Origin of the sequence: Micromonospora sp. DH13 (genome assembly GCF_020873825.1) — a bacterium.
Taxonomy (GTDB): domain Bacteria; phylum Actinomycetota; class Actinomycetes; order Mycobacteriales; family Micromonosporaceae; genus Micromonospora; species Micromonospora haikouensis.
On record NZ_JAHWGR010000005.1, the window covers coordinates 24,094 to 43,739 of the forward strand.

General features: G+C 73.7%; 22 protein-coding genes. 5 read left to right on the forward strand and 17 right to left on the reverse strand.

The genetic code is table 11. The features are described 5' to 3' along the window. The first annotated feature begins 42 nt into the window (after positions 1-42). Positions 43-645 carry a bacterial proteasome activator family protein gene (locus tag LPA42_RS06325; RefSeq protein ID WP_077935300.1) on the forward strand — a complete coding sequence of 201 codons (603 nt, stop codon included), beginning with the start codon at positions 43-45 and terminating at the stop codon, positions 643-645. 51 nt (positions 646-696) lie between these two features. On the opposite strand, the gene LPA42_RS06330 is transcribed toward LPA42_RS06325, so the two are convergent. From LPA42_RS06330 to LPA42_RS06340, 3 genes are all read right to left on the reverse strand, one after another. Beyond that, complete coding sequence (locus LPA42_RS06330) at positions 697-1,509, reverse strand: HAD family hydrolase (protein WP_077935296.1); 813 nt, start codon at positions 1,507-1,509, stop codon at positions 697-699. Further along, a complete protein-coding gene (locus LPA42_RS06335) occupies positions 1,509-2,330 on the reverse strand; it encodes an HAD family hydrolase (protein ID WP_077935295.1) in 822 nt (273 codons plus the stop codon). Before LPA42_RS06335 ends, LPA42_RS06330 begins: the two co-directional genes overlap by 1 nt. A gap of 173 nt (positions 2,331-2,503) precedes the next feature. Next, positions 2,504-3,193, reverse strand: a complete 690-nt coding sequence (locus LPA42_RS06340; RefSeq protein ID WP_077935294.1) for a hypothetical protein — start codon at positions 3,191-3,193, stop codon at positions 2,504-2,506. A gap of 174 nt (positions 3,194-3,367) precedes the next feature. Between LPA42_RS06340 and LPA42_RS06345 the strand changes: the two genes are divergently transcribed. The 3 genes from LPA42_RS06345 to LPA42_RS06355 all read left to right on the forward strand — a co-directional run bounded on the left by LPA42_RS06345 (position 3,368) and on the right by LPA42_RS06355 (position 5,154). Next, positions 3,368-3,799, forward strand: a complete 432-nt coding sequence (locus LPA42_RS06345) for an OsmC family protein (RefSeq protein WP_043960915.1) — start codon at positions 3,368-3,370, stop codon at positions 3,797-3,799. Between the two features lie 126 nt (positions 3,800-3,925). Next, the gene (locus LPA42_RS06350) at positions 3,926-4,267 is read left to right on the forward strand and encodes a metallopeptidase family protein (RefSeq protein ID WP_043963608.1); all 342 of its coding nucleotides are present in this window, start codon (positions 3,926-3,928) and stop codon (positions 4,265-4,267) included. A 164-nt stretch (positions 4,268-4,431) separates the two neighbouring features. Then, positions 4,432-5,154, forward strand: coding sequence for an AIM24 family protein (locus tag LPA42_RS06355; protein WP_077935293.1), 723 nt, complete (start codon positions 4,432-4,434; stop codon positions 5,152-5,154). 99 nt (positions 5,155-5,253) lie between these two features. Here LPA42_RS06355 and pheA read toward each other — a convergent pair whose 3' ends face one another. From pheA to LPA42_RS06380, 5 genes are all read right to left on the reverse strand, one after another. Beyond that, complete coding sequence (gene pheA / locus LPA42_RS06360) at positions 5,254-6,210, reverse strand: prephenate dehydratase (protein ID WP_043960913.1); 957 nt, start codon at positions 6,208-6,210, stop codon at positions 5,254-5,256. A 9-nt stretch (positions 6,211-6,219) separates the two neighbouring features. Next, positions 6,220-6,855: a hypothetical protein gene (locus LPA42_RS06365; RefSeq protein WP_308291146.1), complete on the reverse strand. Its 636-nt coding sequence runs from the start codon at positions 6,853-6,855 to the stop codon at positions 6,220-6,222. A gap of 122 nt (positions 6,856-6,977) precedes the next feature. Next, the gene (locus tag LPA42_RS06370; protein WP_077935287.1) at positions 6,978-7,361 is read right to left on the reverse strand and encodes an ACT domain-containing protein; all 384 of its coding nucleotides are present in this window, start codon (positions 7,359-7,361) and stop codon (positions 6,978-6,980) included. A gap of 135 nt (positions 7,362-7,496) precedes the next feature. Further along, the gene (locus tag LPA42_RS06375) at positions 7,497-7,955 is read right to left on the reverse strand and encodes a hypothetical protein (RefSeq protein WP_077935286.1); all 459 of its coding nucleotides are present in this window, start codon (positions 7,953-7,955) and stop codon (positions 7,497-7,499) included. A 177-nt stretch (positions 7,956-8,132) separates the two neighbouring features. Further along, positions 8,133-8,873 (reverse strand): hypothetical protein, encoded by a 741-nt coding sequence (locus tag LPA42_RS06380; RefSeq protein ID WP_043960910.1) that lies wholly within the window; start codon positions 8,871-8,873, stop codon positions 8,133-8,135. Positions 8,874-9,037: 164 nt separating this feature from the next. Here LPA42_RS06380 and LPA42_RS06385 point away from each other — a divergent pair, with 164 nt between their 5' ends. Continuing rightward, entirely contained in the window at positions 9,038-10,234 is a 1,197-nt protein-coding gene (locus tag LPA42_RS06385; RefSeq protein ID WP_077935285.1) for an arginine deiminase, read from the forward strand. A 57-nt stretch (positions 10,235-10,291) separates the two neighbouring features. Here the strand turns inward: LPA42_RS06385 and LPA42_RS06390 are convergent, their stop codons facing one another. The 9 genes from LPA42_RS06390 to LPA42_RS06430 form a co-directional block, all read right to left on the reverse strand. Further along, complete coding sequence (locus tag LPA42_RS06390) at positions 10,292-11,182, reverse strand: DUF5926 family protein (protein WP_043960908.1); 891 nt, start codon at positions 11,180-11,182, stop codon at positions 10,292-10,294. A gap of 92 nt (positions 11,183-11,274) precedes the next feature. Beyond that, positions 11,275-11,691 carry an ATP-binding protein gene (locus tag LPA42_RS06395; protein WP_091275830.1) on the reverse strand — a complete coding sequence of 139 codons (417 nt, stop codon included), beginning with the start codon at positions 11,689-11,691 and terminating at the stop codon, positions 11,275-11,277. Between the two features lie 112 nt (positions 11,692-11,803). Continuing rightward, positions 11,804-13,258: a PAS domain-containing sensor histidine kinase gene (locus tag LPA42_RS06400; RefSeq protein ID WP_077935283.1), complete on the reverse strand. Its 1,455-nt coding sequence runs from the start codon at positions 13,256-13,258 to the stop codon at positions 11,804-11,806. Positions 13,259-13,430: 172 nt separating this feature from the next. Then, complete coding sequence (locus LPA42_RS06405) at positions 13,431-14,222, reverse strand: glycerophosphodiester phosphodiesterase family protein (RefSeq protein WP_043960906.1); 792 nt, start codon at positions 14,220-14,222, stop codon at positions 13,431-13,433. 18 nt (positions 14,223-14,240) lie between these two features. Continuing rightward, complete coding sequence (locus LPA42_RS06410) at positions 14,241-14,576, reverse strand: rhodanese-like domain-containing protein (RefSeq protein WP_074478287.1); 336 nt, start codon at positions 14,574-14,576, stop codon at positions 14,241-14,243. Between the two features lie 78 nt (positions 14,577-14,654). Further along, on the reverse strand, positions 14,655-15,593 hold the full coding sequence (locus LPA42_RS06415; RefSeq protein ID WP_077935282.1) for an LCP family protein: 939 nt from the start codon (positions 15,591-15,593) through the stop codon (positions 14,655-14,657). 190 nt (positions 15,594-15,783) lie between these two features. Beyond that, positions 15,784-17,010 (reverse strand): LCP family protein, encoded by a 1,227-nt coding sequence (locus LPA42_RS06420; RefSeq protein WP_077935281.1) that lies wholly within the window; start codon positions 17,008-17,010, stop codon positions 15,784-15,786. A gap of 244 nt (positions 17,011-17,254) precedes the next feature. Then, the gene (locus tag LPA42_RS06425) at positions 17,255-18,484 is read right to left on the reverse strand and encodes an LCP family protein (protein WP_077935280.1); all 1,230 of its coding nucleotides are present in this window, start codon (positions 18,482-18,484) and stop codon (positions 17,255-17,257) included. A gap of 77 nt (positions 18,485-18,561) precedes the next feature. Beyond that, entirely contained in the window at positions 18,562-19,539 is a 978-nt protein-coding gene (locus LPA42_RS06430) for an NAD-dependent epimerase/dehydratase family protein (RefSeq protein WP_077935279.1), read from the reverse strand. Positions 19,540-19,646: the final 107 nt, after the last annotated feature.

Consider the following 19,646-nt stretch of genomic DNA (forward strand, 5'->3'; position numbering starts at 1 on the left):
GTGCCGGTCCCGGCGAGCGGGCGGCCCGTCGCCTGGGTCAAGATGGAACGCATGACCGAAGCGCACTCCGCTGGACAAGACGACGAGCCGGGCCACGACGGCACCGGGCGATCCGGCACCGTGGTGGTGGTCGGCCCGGACGGCCGCCCGGTCGGCACCGTGCAGACCGACGAGGCCGCGGGCGAGGACCCGACCCGCCTGGTCGAGCAACCCGCCAAGGTGATGCGGATCGGCAGCATGATCAAACAGCTGCTGGAGGAGGTCAAGGCAGCCCCGCTCGACGACGCGAGCCGGCACCGGATGCGCGAGATCCACGAACGGTCGATCGTCGAGCTGAAGGAGGGCCTCGCCCCCGAGCTCCGCGACGAGCTGGAGCGGATCTCGCTGCCCTTCACCGAGGACAAGGCGCCCAGCGAGGGCGAGCTGCGGATCGCCCACGCCCAGCTCGTCGGCTGGCTGGAGGGGCTGTTCCACGGCATCCAGGCGGCCCTGGTGGCCCAGCAGATGGCCGCCCGCGTGCAGCTGGAGCAGATGCGCTCCGGCCGGCAGGCGCTGCCCAGCGGCCCCGCCGGGATGATGCCGGGCATGCCGGGCATCGGCCAGCCGCAGGGCGGCGAGGGACACAGCACCGGGCAATACCTCTGACACCGTCGCGGGGCCGGCGGGCGCGGGGCCGACGCAGGCCCGGCGCGCGTCTCAGCCCACCCCGAAGACCTTCTCCAGGTACGCGGCCACGCCGTCGGCGGAGTTCGCCGCCGTCACCTCGTCGGCGATCGCCAGGACGGCGGGGTGCGCGTTCGCCACCGCCACCCCCCGGCCGGCCCAGGTCAGCATCGGCACGTCGTTGGGCATGTCGCCGAAGGCCAGCACGTCCTGCTCGTCGATCCCGAGCCGGGCGCAGTACCAGGCCAGGCCCGCCGCCTTGGTCACCCCGGCCGCCGAGATCTCCACCAGCCCCGTGTACGACGAGTGGGTCGCCTCGGCCAGCCCGCGCAGCGCCCCGGCGACCACCTCCACGAACACGTCCGGGTCCTGCTCGCCGGCGCGGGCCAGCAGCTTCACCGCCGGCACCGAGTGCAGCTCCTCCGGCGAGGTGATCGCCCGGATCGCCTCCGCGTCGGCGTCCCAGCGCAGCGGATAGCCGGCCTCGTGCCGCATCTCGCGGCTGTCCACGATCTCCACCGCGAAGCTGACCCCGGGCACCTCGGCGCGCAGCCGCCGGGCCACCTCGGCGAGCAGCTCCGGCGCGAGCGGGTCGGCCCGGAGCACCTCGTCGGCCACCGGGTCGTACACCACCGCGCCGTTGGCGCAGATCGCCGGCAGCGGCTCGGCGAGCTGCTCGTACACCAGTTGGAGCCAGCGGATCGGGCGGCCGGTGACCAGCACGACCGGCGTGCCCCGCGCGGACATCCGGGCCAGCGCGTCGCGGGTGCGGGGGCTGAGCGTCCGCTCGTCGGTGAGCAGGGTCCCGTCGATGTCCGTGGCGACCAGCCGAGGTGTCTCTCCCATCACCGGGAGAGTAGTCGGTCCAGGTAGACCGCGACTCCGTCGTCGTCGTTGCGCAGCGTCACCTCGTCGGCGGCGGCGCGGACGGTCGGGTGGGCGTTGGAGACGGCCACCCGGGACCACCCGGCCCACTCGAACATCGGCAGGTCGTTGGGCATGTCACCGAAGACCAGCACGTCGGCCGGGTCCACCCCGAGCCGCTGCGCCACGACGTGCAGCCCGGACGCCTTGTCGACCCCGGGCGGGGAGATCTCGACGAAGCCGAGCCCCGCCTGGGTGAGCGCGGCCACCTCCGGGCCGACGATCCGGCGGGCGGTCTCCAGCAGCGCGTCGACGTGGTGGTCGGCCGTCCGGGCGAACGCCTTGATCACGTCGGTGGCGAGGCACTCGTCGCGGGTACGCGGCTCGAACAGGTCCGGGTACGGCCAGCTCGGGTGGTAGTCGCCCCAGAGCGGGGCACCGGTCTCGCCGGACGCCTCGACCATCACGGTGAGCGGGCCGACCTCGGCCTCCAGGTCGGCGAGCAGCCGCGCCAGCACCTGCCGGGAGAGCCGCTCCTCGCGCAGCACCTCCGGCCCGGCCGGGTCGCTCTGGTCGACCACCCAGCCACCGCCGGCGAGCACCAGGAAGTCGGCGGCGCGGATGTCGTTGCGGGTCAGTTCGGTGAGTCGCGGGCCCCGGCCGGTCGCGCCGACCACCGGGATGCCGGCGGCGCGCACCCGGTCGAGCACCTCATGGGTGTACGCGGAGACGGTCTCGTCGCTGCGGACCAGCGTCCCGTCGAGGTCGGTGGCGATCAGCTTGGGCAGCCCCGGGCGGGTCATGGCTCCTCCTTCGCCCGCCGCCGTCGCGCCGGCCCTGTCTCTGGGTCGTCGGTGCCTCGACCAGCAGTGACGGCGGGCAGCCACCGTACCTCGCGTAACCGGGCGCGGCCATGGCTTCCCGACGAACCGGGCGGCAACTCGACACCACACCCAGGTTGCGCGCGCCCCGGGCGCTATTCCGGGCGGGCGAAGGGGACCGTCGGCTGCACCGTGAGGTCGGCCGGCCCGGGGGGCAGGTCGGCCTCCTCGGCGGGCGGGTGCTCCGCCCGCGGCGCGCTCTCGTCCGGTCGCCCGGCGTCGGTCCGGCCGGCGAGGTACAGCGCCGCCGCCAACAGCACGCAGGCCGCGAAGGCCGCCACCAGCCCCCGGCCGTACTCGACCTGGAAGCCGTCCTCCGAGGAGTAGAGGGCCCGCCGGCCCGAGTCGTCCAGCGACACCGACGTGGCGACCAGGACGCCGATCAGGGCCGTCGACAGGGCGAGGCCGGCGACCCGCGCGTCGTGCCGCACGGCGGCGCTGCCCCGCAGGGCCAGGGCCGCAGCCGTGACCAGCGCGAACAGGCCCACCAGATAGCCCAGCCCGAAGCCGCCGACGTCGGACACCCCGCCCGGCACCCGCAGCGTGTCGCCCTCGGCGGGCCCCCCGGTCGGCACGGTCATCACCAGCCACTCACCGACCAGCGAGGCGAACGCGGCCACCCCGCCGAGGCCGGCCGCCACCAGCGGGATCCGGCGGTCCCGCCCGAGCCGGGACAGCGGGCGACCCACCCGCCCCGGCGGGGCAGGCTCGGACCCACCCCACTCCACGACGGTGGCACCGCCGGCCCGGCTGTCCTGCCGGGGAATGGAAAGATCGTCGGACATCGGCCACCTCTCCGCGTTCGCGGGCCTGAACATCGTGGTCCTGAACCTCGTGGGCCTGAGCCGAATCATGACACAGCAGGCACCGCGTGGCCGGGAACGCGACCGCCACGATCGGTGTGGCCGGATCACGGGCAGCGGGTCGCCCACCGCCCGGCTTTCGGTTAGCGTCGGCTCATGCCTATCCGTACCGCTTCCGCACGCTGGCAGGGCGATCTCACCGAGGGTTCCGGCACGGTCCGCACCGGCAAGGGCGGGCTCCAGGGAAACTACTCCTTCAAGTCGCGGTTCGAGGAGGGCGAGGGCACCAACCCCGAGGAACTCATCGGGGCGGCCCACGCCGCCTGCTTCTCGATGGCGTTCTCCAAGCAGCTCGCCGACGCCGGCGCGACCGGCACGTCGGTGGAGACCACCGCGAAGGTGCACTTCGACAAGACCGACGCGGGGATGACCGTGACCCGGATCGACCTGGAGACGGTCGGCCAGGCCCCGGGGCTCGACGAGGCCCAGTTCGCCAAGCTCGCCGAGACCGCCAAGGAGAACTGCCCGATCTCGCGCCTGCTCTCCCCGGGTGCCCAGATCAGCCTCACGGCCCGCCTCGCCTCCTGAGGCTCCCCGCACCCACGTGACACGGAACGGTCCCCGTCCGTACGGACGGGGACTTTTCCGTACGAGAGGGATCTTGGGCCCCGTTCGCGGGGCCGGCTCGGGGACAATGGGGGCGTGGCGGTCCAGATGAGCCGGGAGCGCTTCGAGGAACTGGTCGGGGACGCCCTCGACGAGGTCCCCGAGGAACTGCTGCGGCTGATGAGCAACGTGGTGATCCTCGTCGAGGACCACCCGCCCCCCGGCGACGAGGACCTGCTCGGCCTCTACGAGGGGCACGCCCTCACCGAGCGGGGCTGGGACTACGCGGGCGTCCTGCCGGACCGCATCTTCATCTACCGGCACCCCATCCTGCGCATCTGCGACAGCGAGGAGGACGTCGTCGACGAGGTGGCGGTGACCGTGGTGCACGAGATCGCCCACCACTTCGGCATCGACGACGAACGGCTGCACGACCTCGGCTGGGGCTGACGGGTCGGCGTCGGAGTCCCCTCCGTCCGGTCCGCGTCGGCGTCCCCGTCCCCGTCCGTCCGGTCCGCGCCCCGCGACGGCGGGCCGGCCCCGCTCGGCCGATGTCACCGGTTGCGCTGGTCACCTACCCTCCGGGCAGAAACCCCGAGTCAGGAGGCACTTCCATGCGCAGCGCGCTGTTCTCCGCCGAGAACCTGGAGAAGGAGTCCACCCAGCCCGGCATGCGGCTGCAGAACTCCAAGATGTTGAAGATCGAGCTGAACGGTGAGGCGATGGCCCGGGTCGGGTCGATGGTCGCCTACCAGGGTCAGGTGCAGTTCCAGGCGCTCGGCTCCGGCGGCCTGGGCAAGTTCCTCAAGCAGAAGCTCACCGGCGAGGGCGTCCCGCTGATGAAGCTCACCGGCCGGGGCGACGTCTTCCTCGCCGAGCTGGCCAAGGACGTGCACATCATCGACCTGGAGCCCGGCGACGCCCTGTCGATCAACGGATCCAGCGTGCTGGCCTTCGACTCGACCCTGCAGTACGACATCCGCATGGTCGGCGGCGCCGGGATGGCCTCCTCGTCCGGCCTGTTCAACTGCGTCTTCACCGGCCACGGCCGGATCGCGATCACCACGAAGGGCACCCCGGTGGTGCTCAACGTCGACGCCCCGACCTACGTCGACCCGCAGGCCGCCGTCTGCTGGTCGGCCAACCTCCAGACCGGCTACCACCGGGCCGAGCAGCTCGGCCTGGGCACGCTGCTGGGCCGCAGCACCGGCGAGGCGTTCACGATGAGCTTCGCCGGGCAGGGCTTCGTGGTGGTGCAGCCCTCCGAGGAGCCGCCGATCGCGGGCAGCGGCGCCCAGGAGCAGCAGGGCGGCCTGCTCGGCGGCCTGCTGAGCTGACCCGTCGCCGCGCCGTCGACGAGCTGACCCGGGCGGGGCGCCCGACACGGGGCGCCCCGGTCTCAGCTCGCGCCGCGAGCCGGGCCGGCGAGGCCGGGGTCAGCTCAGCTCGCCGGCGCGCAACCGGGCCAGCCAGGCCGCCGCGTCGGCGTAGTCGGCGTCCGACAGGCCGGCCGGCGCGGGAATGGGCCGGTCGCCCGCCGGCTGCGCCCACCGGTGCCGGGGGTACGACCCGAGGAACCGCACCTGGGCACAGACCCGCCGCAACCCCTGCAACGCCTCCCCGAGCCGCGGCTCGGCGACGTGGCCGGTGCAGTCGAGGAAGAAGACGTACCGGCCCAGCGCCTCGCCCGTCGGGCGGGACTCGATGCGGGTCAGGTTCACCCCGCGCACGGCCAGCTCCATCAGCACCGACAGCAGCGCGCCCACCCGGTCGTGGGCGATGTAGACGGCCAGCGACGTGAGGTCGTCCCCGGTGGGGGGCGGGGGCGGGCCCGGGCGGGACAGCAGCGCGAACCGGGTCACCGCGTCGGGATGGTCGGCGATCTTGTCGGCGAGCACCGCCAGCCGGTGCCGGGCGGCCCCGATCGGGGCGCAGATCGCCGCGTCGTACTCGCCCGTCGCCGCGCCCGCCGCGGCGGCCCCGTTGGAGAGCACGTCGACCACGACCGCGTCCGGCAGGTGGGCGCGCAGCCAGCCCCGGCACTGCGTGGACGCCTGAGGATGGGCGGCCACCGAGCGGATCTCCTCCGGCGACGTCCCCGGGCGGGCGCCGAGCACGAACTCGACCGGCAGGATCACCTCGCGGGTGATCACCAGCGGTTCCCCCTCGGCCAGCTCGTCCAGGGTCACGCCGACCGCGCCGCCGATCGAGTTCTCCAGCGGCACCAGGGCCGCGTCGGCCTCGGAGGCGCGGACGCTCTCCAGGGCCTCGCCGACGCTGCGGGCGGGCGTGCGGGTGCCGCGCTCGGCGGCCGGCACGGTGCGCAGCGCCTGCTCGGCGAAGGTGCCCTCGGGGCCGAGGTAGACGAAACGGGTGGGCGGTGTTCCCGGCATGCCGCCAGCCTACGCACCCGGTACGGCACCGGGGACGGCGTCGCAGGCGAGTGCCCGGATGCCGGGCGGCCCGGCCACCCGTACCTCGATGGTGCAGACGTCGGTGCCGGCGGTGACCAGCTCCAGGTCGCCCGGCCGGCCCCGGGTGACCACCTGCAGCTCCTCGTGCCCCGTCACCCGCAGCACCGTGTACTGCCAGTCCCCGGCGCAGAGCGGGCCCTCGCCCGCCCGTACCGCGACCGAGCGGGACAGCACCCCGGCCGGGCCGCGCAGCAGCGCGACGACCCGGTCCACCGACGGGCCGTCGGGGCAGGGGCCAGCGACCAGGTCGGCGGCCGGGGTGGTCGGCGGCCCCGCCGCCGGTGGGGTGGGCGGCGTCGCCAGGCCGGTGGGCGGGGCGGAGGCCGACGGGGTGGGGCCGGGCGTGCCGACGCTGGGCAGGGTGGCGGGCTGGCGCAGCTCCGGCGGCGTGCCGCAGCCGGCGAGCGTGCCGGCGAGGACGGCGAGCAACACGACCGCGCCGGGCACCCGGAGCGCACCGGAGCAGCCGGGCACCCGGGAGTAACCGGTGTGACCGGGCGCGCGGGACGGACCGGGGGCGCCGGGCGCGCGGGACACCGGTCGGTGCGGTGCGGTTGGCGGCACGAGCCGATCCTTGCATCGGAGAACGTCGTTGTGGCCGGGTGGCCGAGCTCATCGTAGGAGCGATCGGTGCGGCCGTGAAGGCCCACCGGGCGGGTCTCGCGCGGGCGACCGCCCAGGGGGCGTCAGTCGAGGACGCGGTGGCCGGCGCGGCGCAGCGCGGCGGTCGCCTCGCCCAGCCGCACGGCCGGGACCAGCACGTGGTCGGTGTCGTACGTGGAGAACGCCACCGGATCGACCCGCGCCTCGGTCAACGGGCCGATGAGCGCGGCCAGGGTGCCGGTGACCGCCTGGCCGAGCGGGCCGACGATCCGCAGGCACCGCCAGTCGGTCTCCACCTCGGCCGGCGCGCGGGGGACCGGGCAGATCACGGAGACCCCGTCGGCGGCCCAGCTCACGCTGACCACCTCGGCGTCGCCCAGTTCGCCCCAGAGGGCGGGCCCGAGGACGGCACCGGCGACCAGCCGGCACACCGCGTATTCCCCCGGCAGCAGAGCGACATCGACCATGAGGGCACCCTACGGCCTGGCGGGTGTCCGCCACAGCTCCCGGGGGTGCGGCGGATGCCACATTCGCCCAGGTCAGGCCCGCAGTGCGGCCATCGCTCCACAGGGCAGCCGGGATCGGGCCGCAGCGGAGCCGGGTCAGACCTCGGAGAAGAAGGTCAGCGACCCGGCGACCCGTCCGTCGGTGAGCACCGGCGTCGAGATGGCGTCGACCGTCGGGTCCGTCCGGCCCGCCGCCGCGGCCTGCACCCGCAGCAGTCCCCGGGCGAGACGCCCGGAGTGCAGGGCGAGCAGCGGCGGGATCTTGTCGGTCTCCTGCTCGGTCAGCTCGCCCCGGTGGGCGGTGAAGTCGAGCAGCCGCAGGCAGCCGTCGAGCAGCGGCAGGCCGATCACGTCGTCGGGACAGCCCAGGCAGAGCAGCTCGCAACCGGACGCCGACACCGCGACGACCCGGGTGTCGGCGTCGATCAGGAGGCAGGGCTCGTCGGCCCGGGTCACGGTGACGGACCACTGCCCGAAGTTGTCGGACTCCTGCTCCAGCGGTGTCCGGGCGGTGGGCGCGAACACTTCCGAGAGCGAGAGTTCGACGTGGGCCACCGCGCCTCCTATGTACACCGACGGTCTGTCCACGCTAACCGGTCGTCGTGGGTGCCGCCGACCGCGCTGGGGCCGCCGGGACGCCGGGGATCGGTTGCCCTCACCCGGGCGTCCGGCGCCGGCGCGGCCGGTGGTTGCTCCGGGTGCGGGCCGGACCGCGTGGCGTCGCGGGAGACGTTACCGGCGGTTGGCCGGCTTGTCAGCCGCCGTTCGGCCGCCGTCGTACCACCGGTAGTCGCCCGCTGGACGGTACGTGCCGTTCATCCAGGTCCCCGGGTGCTGCGCCACGCGGGCGAGTTTCTCGGCCGTGGCCGGGGTGATCCGGTTGCCCCCGGCCACGAGCAGGCGGTCCAGCTCGCGGTGGGTGGCCATGAGGCAGTCCTTCGGCAGGCCGTACACGCTGATGACGCCGGAACCGACGAAGGTCAGCACCGGCGTCACGGGAATGGGCAGTCCCACCGCCTGGGAGAGCACCTTGCTCGCCCGCTTGGCGTCCCGGCGGGCCTCGGCCACGTACGGCGGGCGCTTGCCGTTGATCTGCACCACGTCACCGGCTACGAGCACCCGGGCGCGACCGTGGTCGGCGATGGTCACCGCGAACAGGCCGCCCGGCCCGATGGCGAGGAACCCGGCCCGGTCGTCCTGGGCGGGGTCGAGGAGGAGATCCGTGGTGTCCGTGCGGGGCCACTCGACGACGTGCCACCCCGGCCCCAGATGGTCGAGCCGGCCCAGGGCGCGGGCCCCGGCCGCTTCCAACCGGCGGGCCCCCCGCTCGGCGCGCCGCCGCCGGGCCCACTCCAGGGGGCTCGGACGGGTCGGGTCGAGCACCCCGGGGGCATCCGCCCTGGGGTGTGGCACCGAGACGGGCGGCAGTGCCCGTGCGGTGGGTGCGGCTCGACGTGCGGGAAAGACAGTCATCGCGACCTCCGGCAAAAGGTCCCTCGAAGTTATGTCCTCACTACCCTACGTTGACATACCGGGTACCCGGCAAGTCGGAGCGCCGGAGTGAGTGCGGATGAATGCCATATTCATCCACAGACGTTTTACCGGATGCCGCCAAACCCTGCCCTACCCTTGGCCGGGTGACCCACTACGTGGACAGTGAAGTCGGCCGCCTCGGCACCGTGCTGCTGCACCGGCCGGGCCCCGAACTGGCCCGACTCACCCCCCGGAACAACGACTCGTTGCTGTTCGACGCTATCCCATGGGTCGGACGGGCACAGGAGGAGCACGACGCGTTCGCCGCCGAGCTGCGCGCCCGCGGGGTGGAGGTGCTCTACCTCGCCACCCTCCTCGCCGAGACCCTCGCCGTCGCCGAGGCCCGCACCGAGCTGACCGAGCAGGTGCTCAGCTCGCCCCGGCTCGGCGACACCCTGCGCCGCCGGGTGGCCGACCACCTCGCCTACCTCGACCCCGCCGCCCTCGCCGACGTGCTCATCGCCGGGCTCGCCCACGAGGAGCTGCGGATCAGCCGGGAACGGCCCGGCGGGCTCGTCTACTCCCTGATGGACCGGCACGACTTCGTCATCGATCCCCTGCCCAACCTGCTGTTCACCCGCGACTCGTCACTGTGGATCGGCGACCGCGTCGGCGTCACCAGCCTGGCCATGCCCGCCCGGCGGAGAGAGACGAGCATCACCGACGCGATCTACCGGCACCACCCGCGCTTCGTCGGCACCGAGTTCGTCTACCACCCGGGGCTGGAGCACCTGGAGGGCGGCGACGTGCTGCTGCTGGCCCCAGGCGTGCTCGCGGTCGGGGTCGGCGAGCGCACCACCCCGGCCGGCGCGGAGCGGCTCGCCCGGCAGGTCTTCGCCGCCGGGCTGGCGCACACCATCCTGGTGGTGCCGATCGCCCAGGAACGCGCCACCATGCACCTGGACACCATCTGCACGATGGTCGACGTCGACGCCGTGCTGATGTACGCGAACGTGGCGAGCAGCCTCGTCGCGTACACGGTGGTCGCCGGCCCCGACGGCGAGCCGCAGGTGGACGGCCCCGCGCCGTTCCTGCGGGCCGCCGCCGACGCGATGGACCTCGACCAGCTCCGGGTGATCGACACCGGCCTCGACCCGGTCACCGCCGAGCGGGAGCAGTGGGACGACGGCAACAACACCCTCGCCATCGCCCCCCGGCTCTGCGTCGGCTACGAGCGCAACACCGGCACCAACGCGCAACTGGAGCGGGCCGGCATCGAGGTGATCCCGATCGCCGGCTCCGAGCTGGGCTCCGGCCGGGGCGGCCCGCGATGCATGTCCTGCCCCCTGGTCCGGGAGTAAGGAAGGGCCCCCTGTTAACGCAAAACGTTGTACAGGGGGCCCTTCCTAACACTTCGCTCAGCGCAGGGTGAGCTGCCGGCCGAGCAGGCCGTGCCGGGCGCGGCGGCCCGCCGCGTCCAGCGGCTCCTTCTCGGCGAGGGCCTCGGCGTAGCGCTCGGCGAACTCCCGCACCGGCTCCTCCCAGTCGGCCGCCGGGACGTCCTCGGGCAGGTCCCAGACCGGCACGAGGCGGCCGTGGGCGCGGAACATGCCGGCGAACTTCGTGCCCCCGGCGAGGGGCAGCGTGCCGGCGGCGCTCAGCCGCGCCAGGGCGTCCAGCGCGGCGTCCTCGTCGTCGGGGAGCACCCAGCGCACGTGCGCCTTCTCCGGCACCTGACACCAGTACGCCGCCCGCGCCGCCGCCAGCCGCACGGTCGGGTAGATGGCCGCGTTGGCCCGCTCCAGCGACGCCTGGACGGTCGGGTCGTCGGCCGCCCCCGGGTCGAGCCAGAACTCGAAGCCCTCGTGCATGCTGATCTCCAGCGGCCCGTCGACCAGGATGTCCTGGAGGCGGGGGCCGGGGCCGGGCAGCGGCGGCACGGTGACCGTCCGGCCCGGCTCGGTGCGCAGCGCGCAGAGCAGCGCCTCGGCCAGGTCCCGGGAGACGTCGCCGGACTGTTGGTGGCGCTGGAGCCCGACGAAGACCCGACCGTCCGCCTTGGTCATCGCCGGGGCGGCCATCGGCAGCACGGTGGCCAGGGTGACCGGGCGGTCGCCGTGCTCCTCGACCAGCTCGGGGACGAGCCGCAGCGGCGCGGACGCGGCGGGGACCAGCTCACGCAGGGCGATCCACTCCGGCTCGTCGGCCAGCCCCTCGAACGGTCGGGGCACGAAGACGTCCCGCACCTTCTCCCGCTTCCCGGTGGCGCTGACGTCGGCGGCCCGCTGGATCCTTCTACGCTTGCTCACGGCGAGACAGCCTAGAGCCCACGCCCCGCCGGGGTGGGGAGGACCCGCCCCGCCCGCCCGGCCCGCGTGGCTCAGCCGGTGGCCCGCGTGGCTCAGCCGGCGGCGACGAGATCGGTGCGGGGCGTGGCGGCGGGGTCGAACTCGGCCCACACGCACTGCCCGAGGCCGTCCCGGTCGACGCCCCACCGGCTGGCCAGGCCCGCGACGATGTGCAGGCCCCGGCCGTCGACCGCATCGGGGCTGGCGGCCCGCACCAGGGGCCCGGCGGCGGCCCCGCCGTCGGTGACCCGGAGCTGGACGAACTGCCCGTCGGGGGTGCGGCGCAGCCGCCAGGCCACCCGGACCACCCCGCCGGGGAGCGCCTCGGCATGCCGGACGGCGTTGCCGACCAGCTCGGCCAGGACCGCCACCAGGTCGGCCAGGAGCATCGACGGCACGACGTCGGCCAGCTCGTCGGCGAGCCGGTGCCGGGCCAGGCGCGCACCGGTCGGGTGGTGCGGCACCACCACGCACCACGACCTCTCGACCGGCTCTCCCGCCACCGTCGCTTCCTCTCGCCCCACCACACCCCGGCCGCGGAGACCTGCCTCGCCGCCGCGGCCCCGGCCCCGCCGGCCGGGCTCACCCGCGTGGCAGCCGGACCTCTGCGACCGTACCGCCACCTTCCCTCGGCCGGAGGGACACCCAGCCGTTCTGTTGTTCAACGATCCGGCGGACGAGATAGAGGCCGAGCCCCGCGCCCGGATATCCCCGGCGGTCGCCGGACTCGCCCTGCCAGAACCGGTCGAACGCCCGCTCGACGTGCTCCGGCCGGATGCCGATGCCCCGGTCGCTGACCCGCAACGACACGGTCCGCTCGTTGCCTCCGGCGGTGATCTCGATCGGGGTGCCGGGCGCCGAGTACTTGTCGGCGTTGGTCCCCAGCTCGGTCAGCACCGTCGTCAGCGACTGCCGGCTGCCGAGCGCCTTCGGCAGGCCCTCGGGCACGTCGAGGACGACCCGGCGGCGCAGGTCGGTGGGCAGGTCGGCGACGGCGGCCCGGAGCGCCTCGCCCAGGTCGAACGGGACGGACGGCTCGCCGGGCCGGCCCTCGGTGGCCGAGGTGAGCAGCCGGTCGACCAGCCGGGCCAGTTCGTTGGCCCGCTGCCCGATGACCCGGGCGGCCTGCCGCCGGTCGGCCTCGGTGAGGGAGTCCCAGTGCTCGGTGAGGGTGTCGGCGTACCCCTTGATGACGGTGACCGGCGTGCGCAGCTCGTGGCTGGTCACCGCGACGAAGAGGTCCCGGTCCTGGTCGCGGAGCTGCTGGTCGGTGATGTCCCGGAAGGTGACCACGCGCAGCGCCCCGGGGCCGGGCAGCTCCCCCGAGGTGATCTTGATCCAGCGGCCGTCGGGCAGCCGGTGGTCGAGGACCTGCCCGGACGGGGGGAGGGGGAACGGCAGGGCGCGGTTGAGCGACTCCGCGACCGACCGGCCGGTCACCTGGGCGGCGGCCGGGTTCCAGAGCCGGACGCGCCCGTCCCGGTCGACCACGGCGAGCCCGTCGGCCAGCGCCGCGACCACCGGGCCGTCGCCGTGCACCGGCAGCCCGCTCTGGTCGCTGTACATGTGGGCGATGCAGGAGGCGATGTACGCCACCACCTCGTGCTGCCCGGCGGCCGTCGAGTCGTCGTCGTCCGGGTAGAACGCGTGCAGGCTGCCGACGGTCAGCCCGCCGATCTCGGCGCGGGCGGCCACCATCCGGCGCAGCCCCCGGTCGACCAGCTCGGCGCCGATCGGGCCGGGGATGCGGTCCACCCGGATGTCGCGGACCCGCGGGCCGGAGAGCAGGCAGACGGTGGCCGGGTCGGTGGGCGACACGGGCCGGCCGACGGCCCACTCGGCGCCCCCGGTCGCGGCGATCACCCGGCCGCCGGTGGGCGCGAACTCCACGAAGGCGGTGCTGGCCGCCCCGATCGCCGGCTGGACCACCTGGAGCAGCCGGGCGAGGACGGGCAGACCGGCTTCACCAGAGTTGATCATCTCGATAACCCTGCCATGGCCGGTTATCAGGGCGGCGAGGTCGGTACGGTCCGGCATGTCCCGAGTGTGCCGCGCCGGCCCGCTCCCCGACACCCCCGCGCGGGCGGCCCCGGCATCCGCGCCGCCCGGCGAACCCGGCCTGACCAGCCAGCGGACGACGCCGCCCCGCCGGTTCACCGGCCCCGTCCGGTGCGGAGGCGACCTCGGCGGCCGGTGCCGCCCGCCCCGTTCACCGGCCCAGCCGGGCCAGCGCGTGCGCCGGCCGGTCGGTGATGATCCCGTCCACCCCGACGTCGAGCACCAGGTCCAGTTCGGCGGGCTCGTTGACGGTCCAGACGTACACCTGGTGGCCGGCGGCCCGCAGCGCGGGAACCAGGCGCGGCCGGGCCCGGACCAGCTCGACCCCCGGCCCGGCGATGCGGGTGCCGAACGGCAGCCGGCCGAGCCGCAGCCAGCGCGGCAGCACCTCCAGCAGGAGCACCGTGGGCAGCCCGGGGGCGAGGTCGCGGACGCGGCGCACGGCCAGCGGCGAGAAGGACATCACGGTGACCTGGACCAGGGCGTCCGGGTCCGGCTCGGCCAGGCCGTAGCGGCGCAGCAGGGCCACCAGCCGGCGCTCCACGTGCCCGCCGTACCGCGAGGGGTGCTTCGTCTCGATCAGCAGCCGCACCGGGCGGCCGGCGGCCAGCACCGCGTCGAGTAGCCGTTCGAGGGTGAGCAGCCGGGTGTGCGACTCGTCGGGCAACTCGTCGCCGTCGGGCGGCACGCAGCCCGGGTGCCAGGAGCCGAAGTCCAGCGCCTCCAGCTCCGCCAGCGTGCGGACGCTGACCAGGCCGGTGCCGTTGCTGGTGCGGTCCAGCCGCCGGTCGTGGACGCAGACCAGGTGCCCGTCGCGGGTCAGCCGGACGTCGCACTCCAGCCCGTCGACGCCCTCGTCGAGGGCCCGCAGGTACGCGGCGAGCGTGTGCTCCGGCAGGTCCGCCGAGGAGCCGCGGTGCGCGAAGACCAGGGGGTCACCCATGCCCGTCGCCCGTCGCTCTCAGATGACCTGGCCCGGCCCGCCGTCCCCGGTCACCACGGGTCGGCCGACGGCCGCCCACTGGCGCATTCCGCCGTCGGCGTTGCGCACCTGGTCCCAGCCGTTGTTCCGCAGGTAGGCCACCACCTGCGCCGAGCGCCCGCCGGAGCGGCAGATGACCGCCACGTCGCGGTCGGTGGGCACCTCGGCCATCCGGGCGGGCAGCTCCATCATCGGCAGGTGGTGGGCGCCGGGAGCGTGCCCGGCGGCCCACTCGTCGTCCTCGCGGACGTCGAGCAGGTAGGTGTCGTCGGCGATCTCGGTCACGGGCACGGTGGGAACCTGGGGTCCGAACACGGTCACCAAGCCTAGAGCCTCGCCCGGCCGTCCGGTCGGGGGCGTGCGAATCCGGGCGGGTCGGGACGAATCCGCAGGTCAGAGGCGGGTCACCCAGCGCGGGTTGGCCTGGACCCAGCCGGGCATCCGGGCGCCCCGGACCGCCTCGAAGAGGGCGCTGCCCCCGCCGTCGAGCACGACGTACGAGATGCCGTCGATGGTCTGGGGGTGGGAGGGGATCTGTACGCCCGTCAGCGCGTTCGGGGGGAGGTCCCGGAGGGTGAGCAGCAGGTCCTCCAGGGGCACGCCGTTGGTGTCGACGGTCAGCGACGCGCCGACCGCCCGGATGAGCCGGTCGAGCCGCACCGGGTCGCGACGCAGGTTCGTCTCGCCGGCCCGGTCCAGCATCGCCCGCAGGAGCTGCTGCTGGTGGCGCTGCCGGTCGTAGTCGCCGCCGGGCAGGTCGTAGCGCTGACGGACGTAGTCCAGCGCCCGCGCGCCGTCCATCTGCTGGCAGCCGGGGCTGAACAGGGTCTGGGTGTGGATCGAGCGGACCTCGGTGTCGACGCACATGCGTACGCCGCCGAGGAGGTCGATCACCTGCCGCAGCCCGGCGAAGTCGATCAGGGCGGCCCCGTCGAAGCGTAGCCCGGTGAGCCGGGTGAGGGTGGCCGAGAGGAGCTGGACGCCGGCCTCGCCGCCGCCACCGTGCTCGTACGCCGCGTTGAGCTTGTCGCTGCCGCCCCCGTAGCCGTTTCCCCCGGGCGGGATGCTGACCAACAGGTCGCGGGGGAACGAGACCAGATAGGCGCTCTTCGTGTCGGCCGGCACGTGCACGACCAGGATGGTGTCGGAGCGTTGGTCGTCGCCGGCCGCGCCGGGCCGCCGGTCCGAGCCGACGAGGAGGTAGTTGAGCGCCCCGTCGAGGTCCGTCCGGTCGCGCCGGGCGTCCGCGTCGAGCAGGTCCTCCTGGGTCACCGTGCGCTCGTACCGCTGGCCGAGGGCCCGGAGCCCGACCACGGTGCCGGCGGCCAGCAGCGCCAGGGCGAGGCCGACCCCGAGCAGGACCCGGCTCCAGCGGGGTACGCCTCGACGGGCCGGTCCCCGCCGTCCCCGTCCGGTTTCCCCCGACCTGGCCGTGACGCCCCCCGTCGCCGTACGTGAATGGTTCTCACGTCAGGCTACGGGGGGCGTCGGGTCCGGCGGAGGGTTTCCCCTGATCAGGGTGCTACTTGCGGGTCGACAGCACGCTCGGATTGGCGTAGACGAACTCGGCGAGCTTGTCGTCCTTGATCGCCTGGAACATCTCCATGGTCTGCGGGCTCAGCGACTCCTTCGTCCCGCTGGCGTTCGCGTGGAACGTGCCGCCGTTGGTCCGCAGCGTGGTCAGGTCGTTGCCGGTGACCCCGCGCATCGTGTAGATGAAGTCGATGATCGGCACGCCGCCGGTGTCCAGGACGAACGCCTTGCCGGCCGCCTTGATCAGCCCGTTGAGCTTCACCGGGTTGGTCAGCGTGCCGTTCTCGGTCGCCTTCTTCGCCATCGCCTTGATCAGCTGCTGCTGGTTCTGCTGGCGGTCGTAGTCGCTGTTCGGCAGGCCGTAGCGCTGCCGGGCGTAGTCGAGGGCCGCCCAGCCCTTCATGTCCCGGCAGCCCTTCTTGTGCACCACCGGGGTCATCGGCTTGCCGGTCTTCCTCGCGTCGGCGTTCCACATCGGCTTGCCGTCGACGTACGACATGTGGTGCGACTTGACCTCGTGGCTCACGCAGATCCGCACGGTGCCGAGGGCGTCGATGACGCCCTTGAATCCGCCGAAGTTGATGATGGCCGCGCCGTCGAAGCTGATCCCCGTCATCTTCTTGATCGTCTGGGCCATCAGCTGCGCGCCGCCCTCCCAGCCGCCGCCGTTGCGGGCGCCCGCCTGGAAGGCTGCGTTGATCTTGTCGGTGCCGCCGCCGTAGCCGCTCTTCTTGAACGCCGGGATCTGCGCCTCGGTGTCGCGCGGAATGGAGATCAGGTACGCCTGGTCGTGCGAGGCGGGGATGTGCAGCACGATGATGGTGTCGGCCCGGACGTCGTCGGCGGCCCAGCGCTCGCGGGCGTCCACACCCAGCAGCAGCATGTCGATCGGGCCGTCCAGGCTCGCCCCGCCCTCGGCGTCGGACTTGCCGGCGTCGCCGAGCAGGTTGCGCTGCGCGATGTTGCCGGTGGCCTGGCTGATGAACGCCTTGCTGCCGACGATGGCGATCCCGCTGGTCATCATGAGGATCGCGCCGAAGACGACGGTGAGGCGGGCCCACAGCGGGTCCTTGCGGCGCTTCTTGCGCTTACGGGCGGGGACGTCGGCGGGGGGTCGGCCGCCGCTGCGGGGTTGCGACGGGATGGCCGACGGAACCCGTGCGACCGCGCCGACGGGCTCCTGCGACGGAGGGCGACGGCTGGTATGAACCGGCATGCGTGCTCCAGCTCGCGTGATCGGGGGGCGGGACCACTGTACGTACCGCTTCCCGTCAAGGCGAGTTCGTCCGCCGGCTATTCGCAGTTATCCTGGCAGTTGCCTGCGGAATTCACCCGTTCGGTCAATCGAAAGCAGCCGGTCGGCGGTAGGGCCCCCGGTGGAATGGGGTCCGACCGCCGACCGGCGCTGACGTGTGTCGAAGTAACGACCAGCCGAATCCGTCTCCGTTACCGGAAACTCGTCACCCCGAGCTGCCCTCCGGCGGGTTGGCCTTCACCCACTCGGCCATCTTGTCGGCCGTCATCGCCTGGTACATGGCCAGCGCCTTCTCCCGGTCCGAGACCACCACCGACTCGCCGTTGATCGTGTCGCTGCCCGAGTTCGGGCTGGTGACGAAGATCAGGTTCTCCCCGCGCAGGCTGCGGAACTGCAGCGCCATGTCGACCAGCGAGAAGCCCTGGTCCACGGTCACCGCGTCCGTCACCGACTGGAGGAACGCGTTGAGCTTCTTCGGGTTGGTCAGCGTGCCCGTGCTGGCCGCCTTGTCCATCAGGGCCTTGAGGAACTCCTGCTGGTGGCGCATCCGCGCGAAGTCGCCGTCGGGGAACTGCTTGCGCTGCCGGATCCAGTCCAGCGCCTCCGCGCCGTTCATGTGCATGGTGCCCTTGGTGAACTTGCGGAACGGCTTGTGGATCGAGGTGATCGACCGCTCCACCTTCAGGTCCACCCCGCCGAGCGCGTCGGTGACCTGCTTGAACCCGGCGAAGTCGATCGCCATCACGTTGTCGATGCGGACGTCGGTGAAGCACTCCACCGTCTTCACGGCCAGCGGCAGGCCGCCGAACGCGAACGCGGCGTTGATCTTCGCCCGCTGCCCCGAGGCGCAGTCCGCCTGGGCGTTCTCGGGGATCGGCACGTACAGGTCGCGGGGGATGGAGACCAGGTAGGCGGACTTGTGGTCGGCCGGGATGTGCATGACGATGATCGTGTCGGCCCGCCACTGGCTCTGCTGGTCCACCGGGGCGTCCGGGTCCCGCGAGTCGCTGCCGACCAGCAGGATGTTGAGCGCACCGTCCACCGCCTTCGGCGGTCGGCCGCCGGTCAGCTCCGAGAACGGGTCGGTGCGGGCCAGGTCCTGGTTGAGGTTGCGGGTGTAGAACCACGCCCCGGCCCCGCCGAGCAGCGCGAGGACGAGCACCGCCACGCCGGCCACCAGGCCGATCCGGCCCCACCTCGGGCGCGGCCCGCGCCCACCGGCCCGCCGGGGAGCGCCCGGTCCCCCGGGCCCGCCGGGGCCGTCCGACCCGCCGAAGCCGCCGCCCCGGGGCCGGTCGTCGTGGGTGGGATACCACTGGGCCCCGGGCACGCGGGCGCGCCCCGAGCCCTCCTGGCCGGGGCCGGGCACCGGGGCACGCCCCGCGCTGCGACGCAGGTGTGGGATCGGAACGCCGGCGGAAGCGGTCGCTGACATGTACCCGAGGGTACGTAGCCCCGTCGAGTGTCGCCCTCAATCGCAGGTCGGCCGGCGGGCCGCGTCGCGCCGACCGGCTACCCTAGCCGCTCGCGGAAGTGCTCGATCGTGCGTCGGAGGCCGTCTTCGGGCGCCACCGCCGGCTCGTATCCGAGCAGTTCACGGGCAAGGGTCAGGTCGGGGCGGCGCATCTCCGGGTCGTCGGCCGCCCGGGTGACGTACGTCACCTCGGACGTGCTGCCGGAGAGTGACACGATCAACTCGGCCAGTTGCCGCATGGTCAGCTCGTGCTCGGTGCCGCAGTTGACCGGGCCGGTCTCCGTCGAGTCGAGCAGCAGCAGGATGCCGCGCACCAGGTCCTCGACGTAGCAGATCGACCGGGTCTGGTTGCCGGTGCCGTGCACGGTGATCGGCTCGCCGCGCAGCGCCTGCGAGATGAACGTCGGGATCGCCCGGCCGTCGTCCGGCCGCATCCGCGGGCCGTACGTGTTGAAGATCCGCACGATCGCGGCGTCCAGCCCCCGGTACCGGTGGTAGGCCATCGTGGCCGCCTCCGAGAACCGCTTCGCCTCGTCGTAGACGCTGCGCACGCCGATCGGGTTGACGTTGCCCCAGTACGTCTCGCGCTGCGGGTGCTCCTTCGGGTCCCCGTACGCCTCGGAGGTGGAGGCCATCAGGAACCGGGCGCCGTCGGCGACCGCGCGGTCCAGCAGGTGCAGGGTCGCCACCGACCCGACCCGGAGGATCTCCACCGGCAGGGTGGCGAAGTCGGTGGGGCTGGCCGGGGAGGCCATGTGCATGATCGCGTCGAACCGCTCGGCCAGCGCCGGGTGGTGGGTCGGCAGCCCGTCGGAGATGTCCGCCTCGACCAGCGTGAAGTTCGGCTTGTCGTGCAGGTGGGCCACGTTGTCCTTGGAACCGGTGACGAAATTGTCCAGCGCCACCACCGTGCAGCCGCGGGCGACGAGTGTGTCGACCAGGTGCGACGGCACGAAGCCGGCGCCGCCGGTGACGAGGACGCGGTGACCGGGACCGAAGCGCGGGGCAACCTTCATGCCGACCAGCCTATACAGGCACGAGATGGAAGGAAGGGCCCCCTGTTAACGCGAAACGTTGTACAGGGGGCCCCTTTAACCAGCTCGGCCGGTGCGGAGCCGAGCAG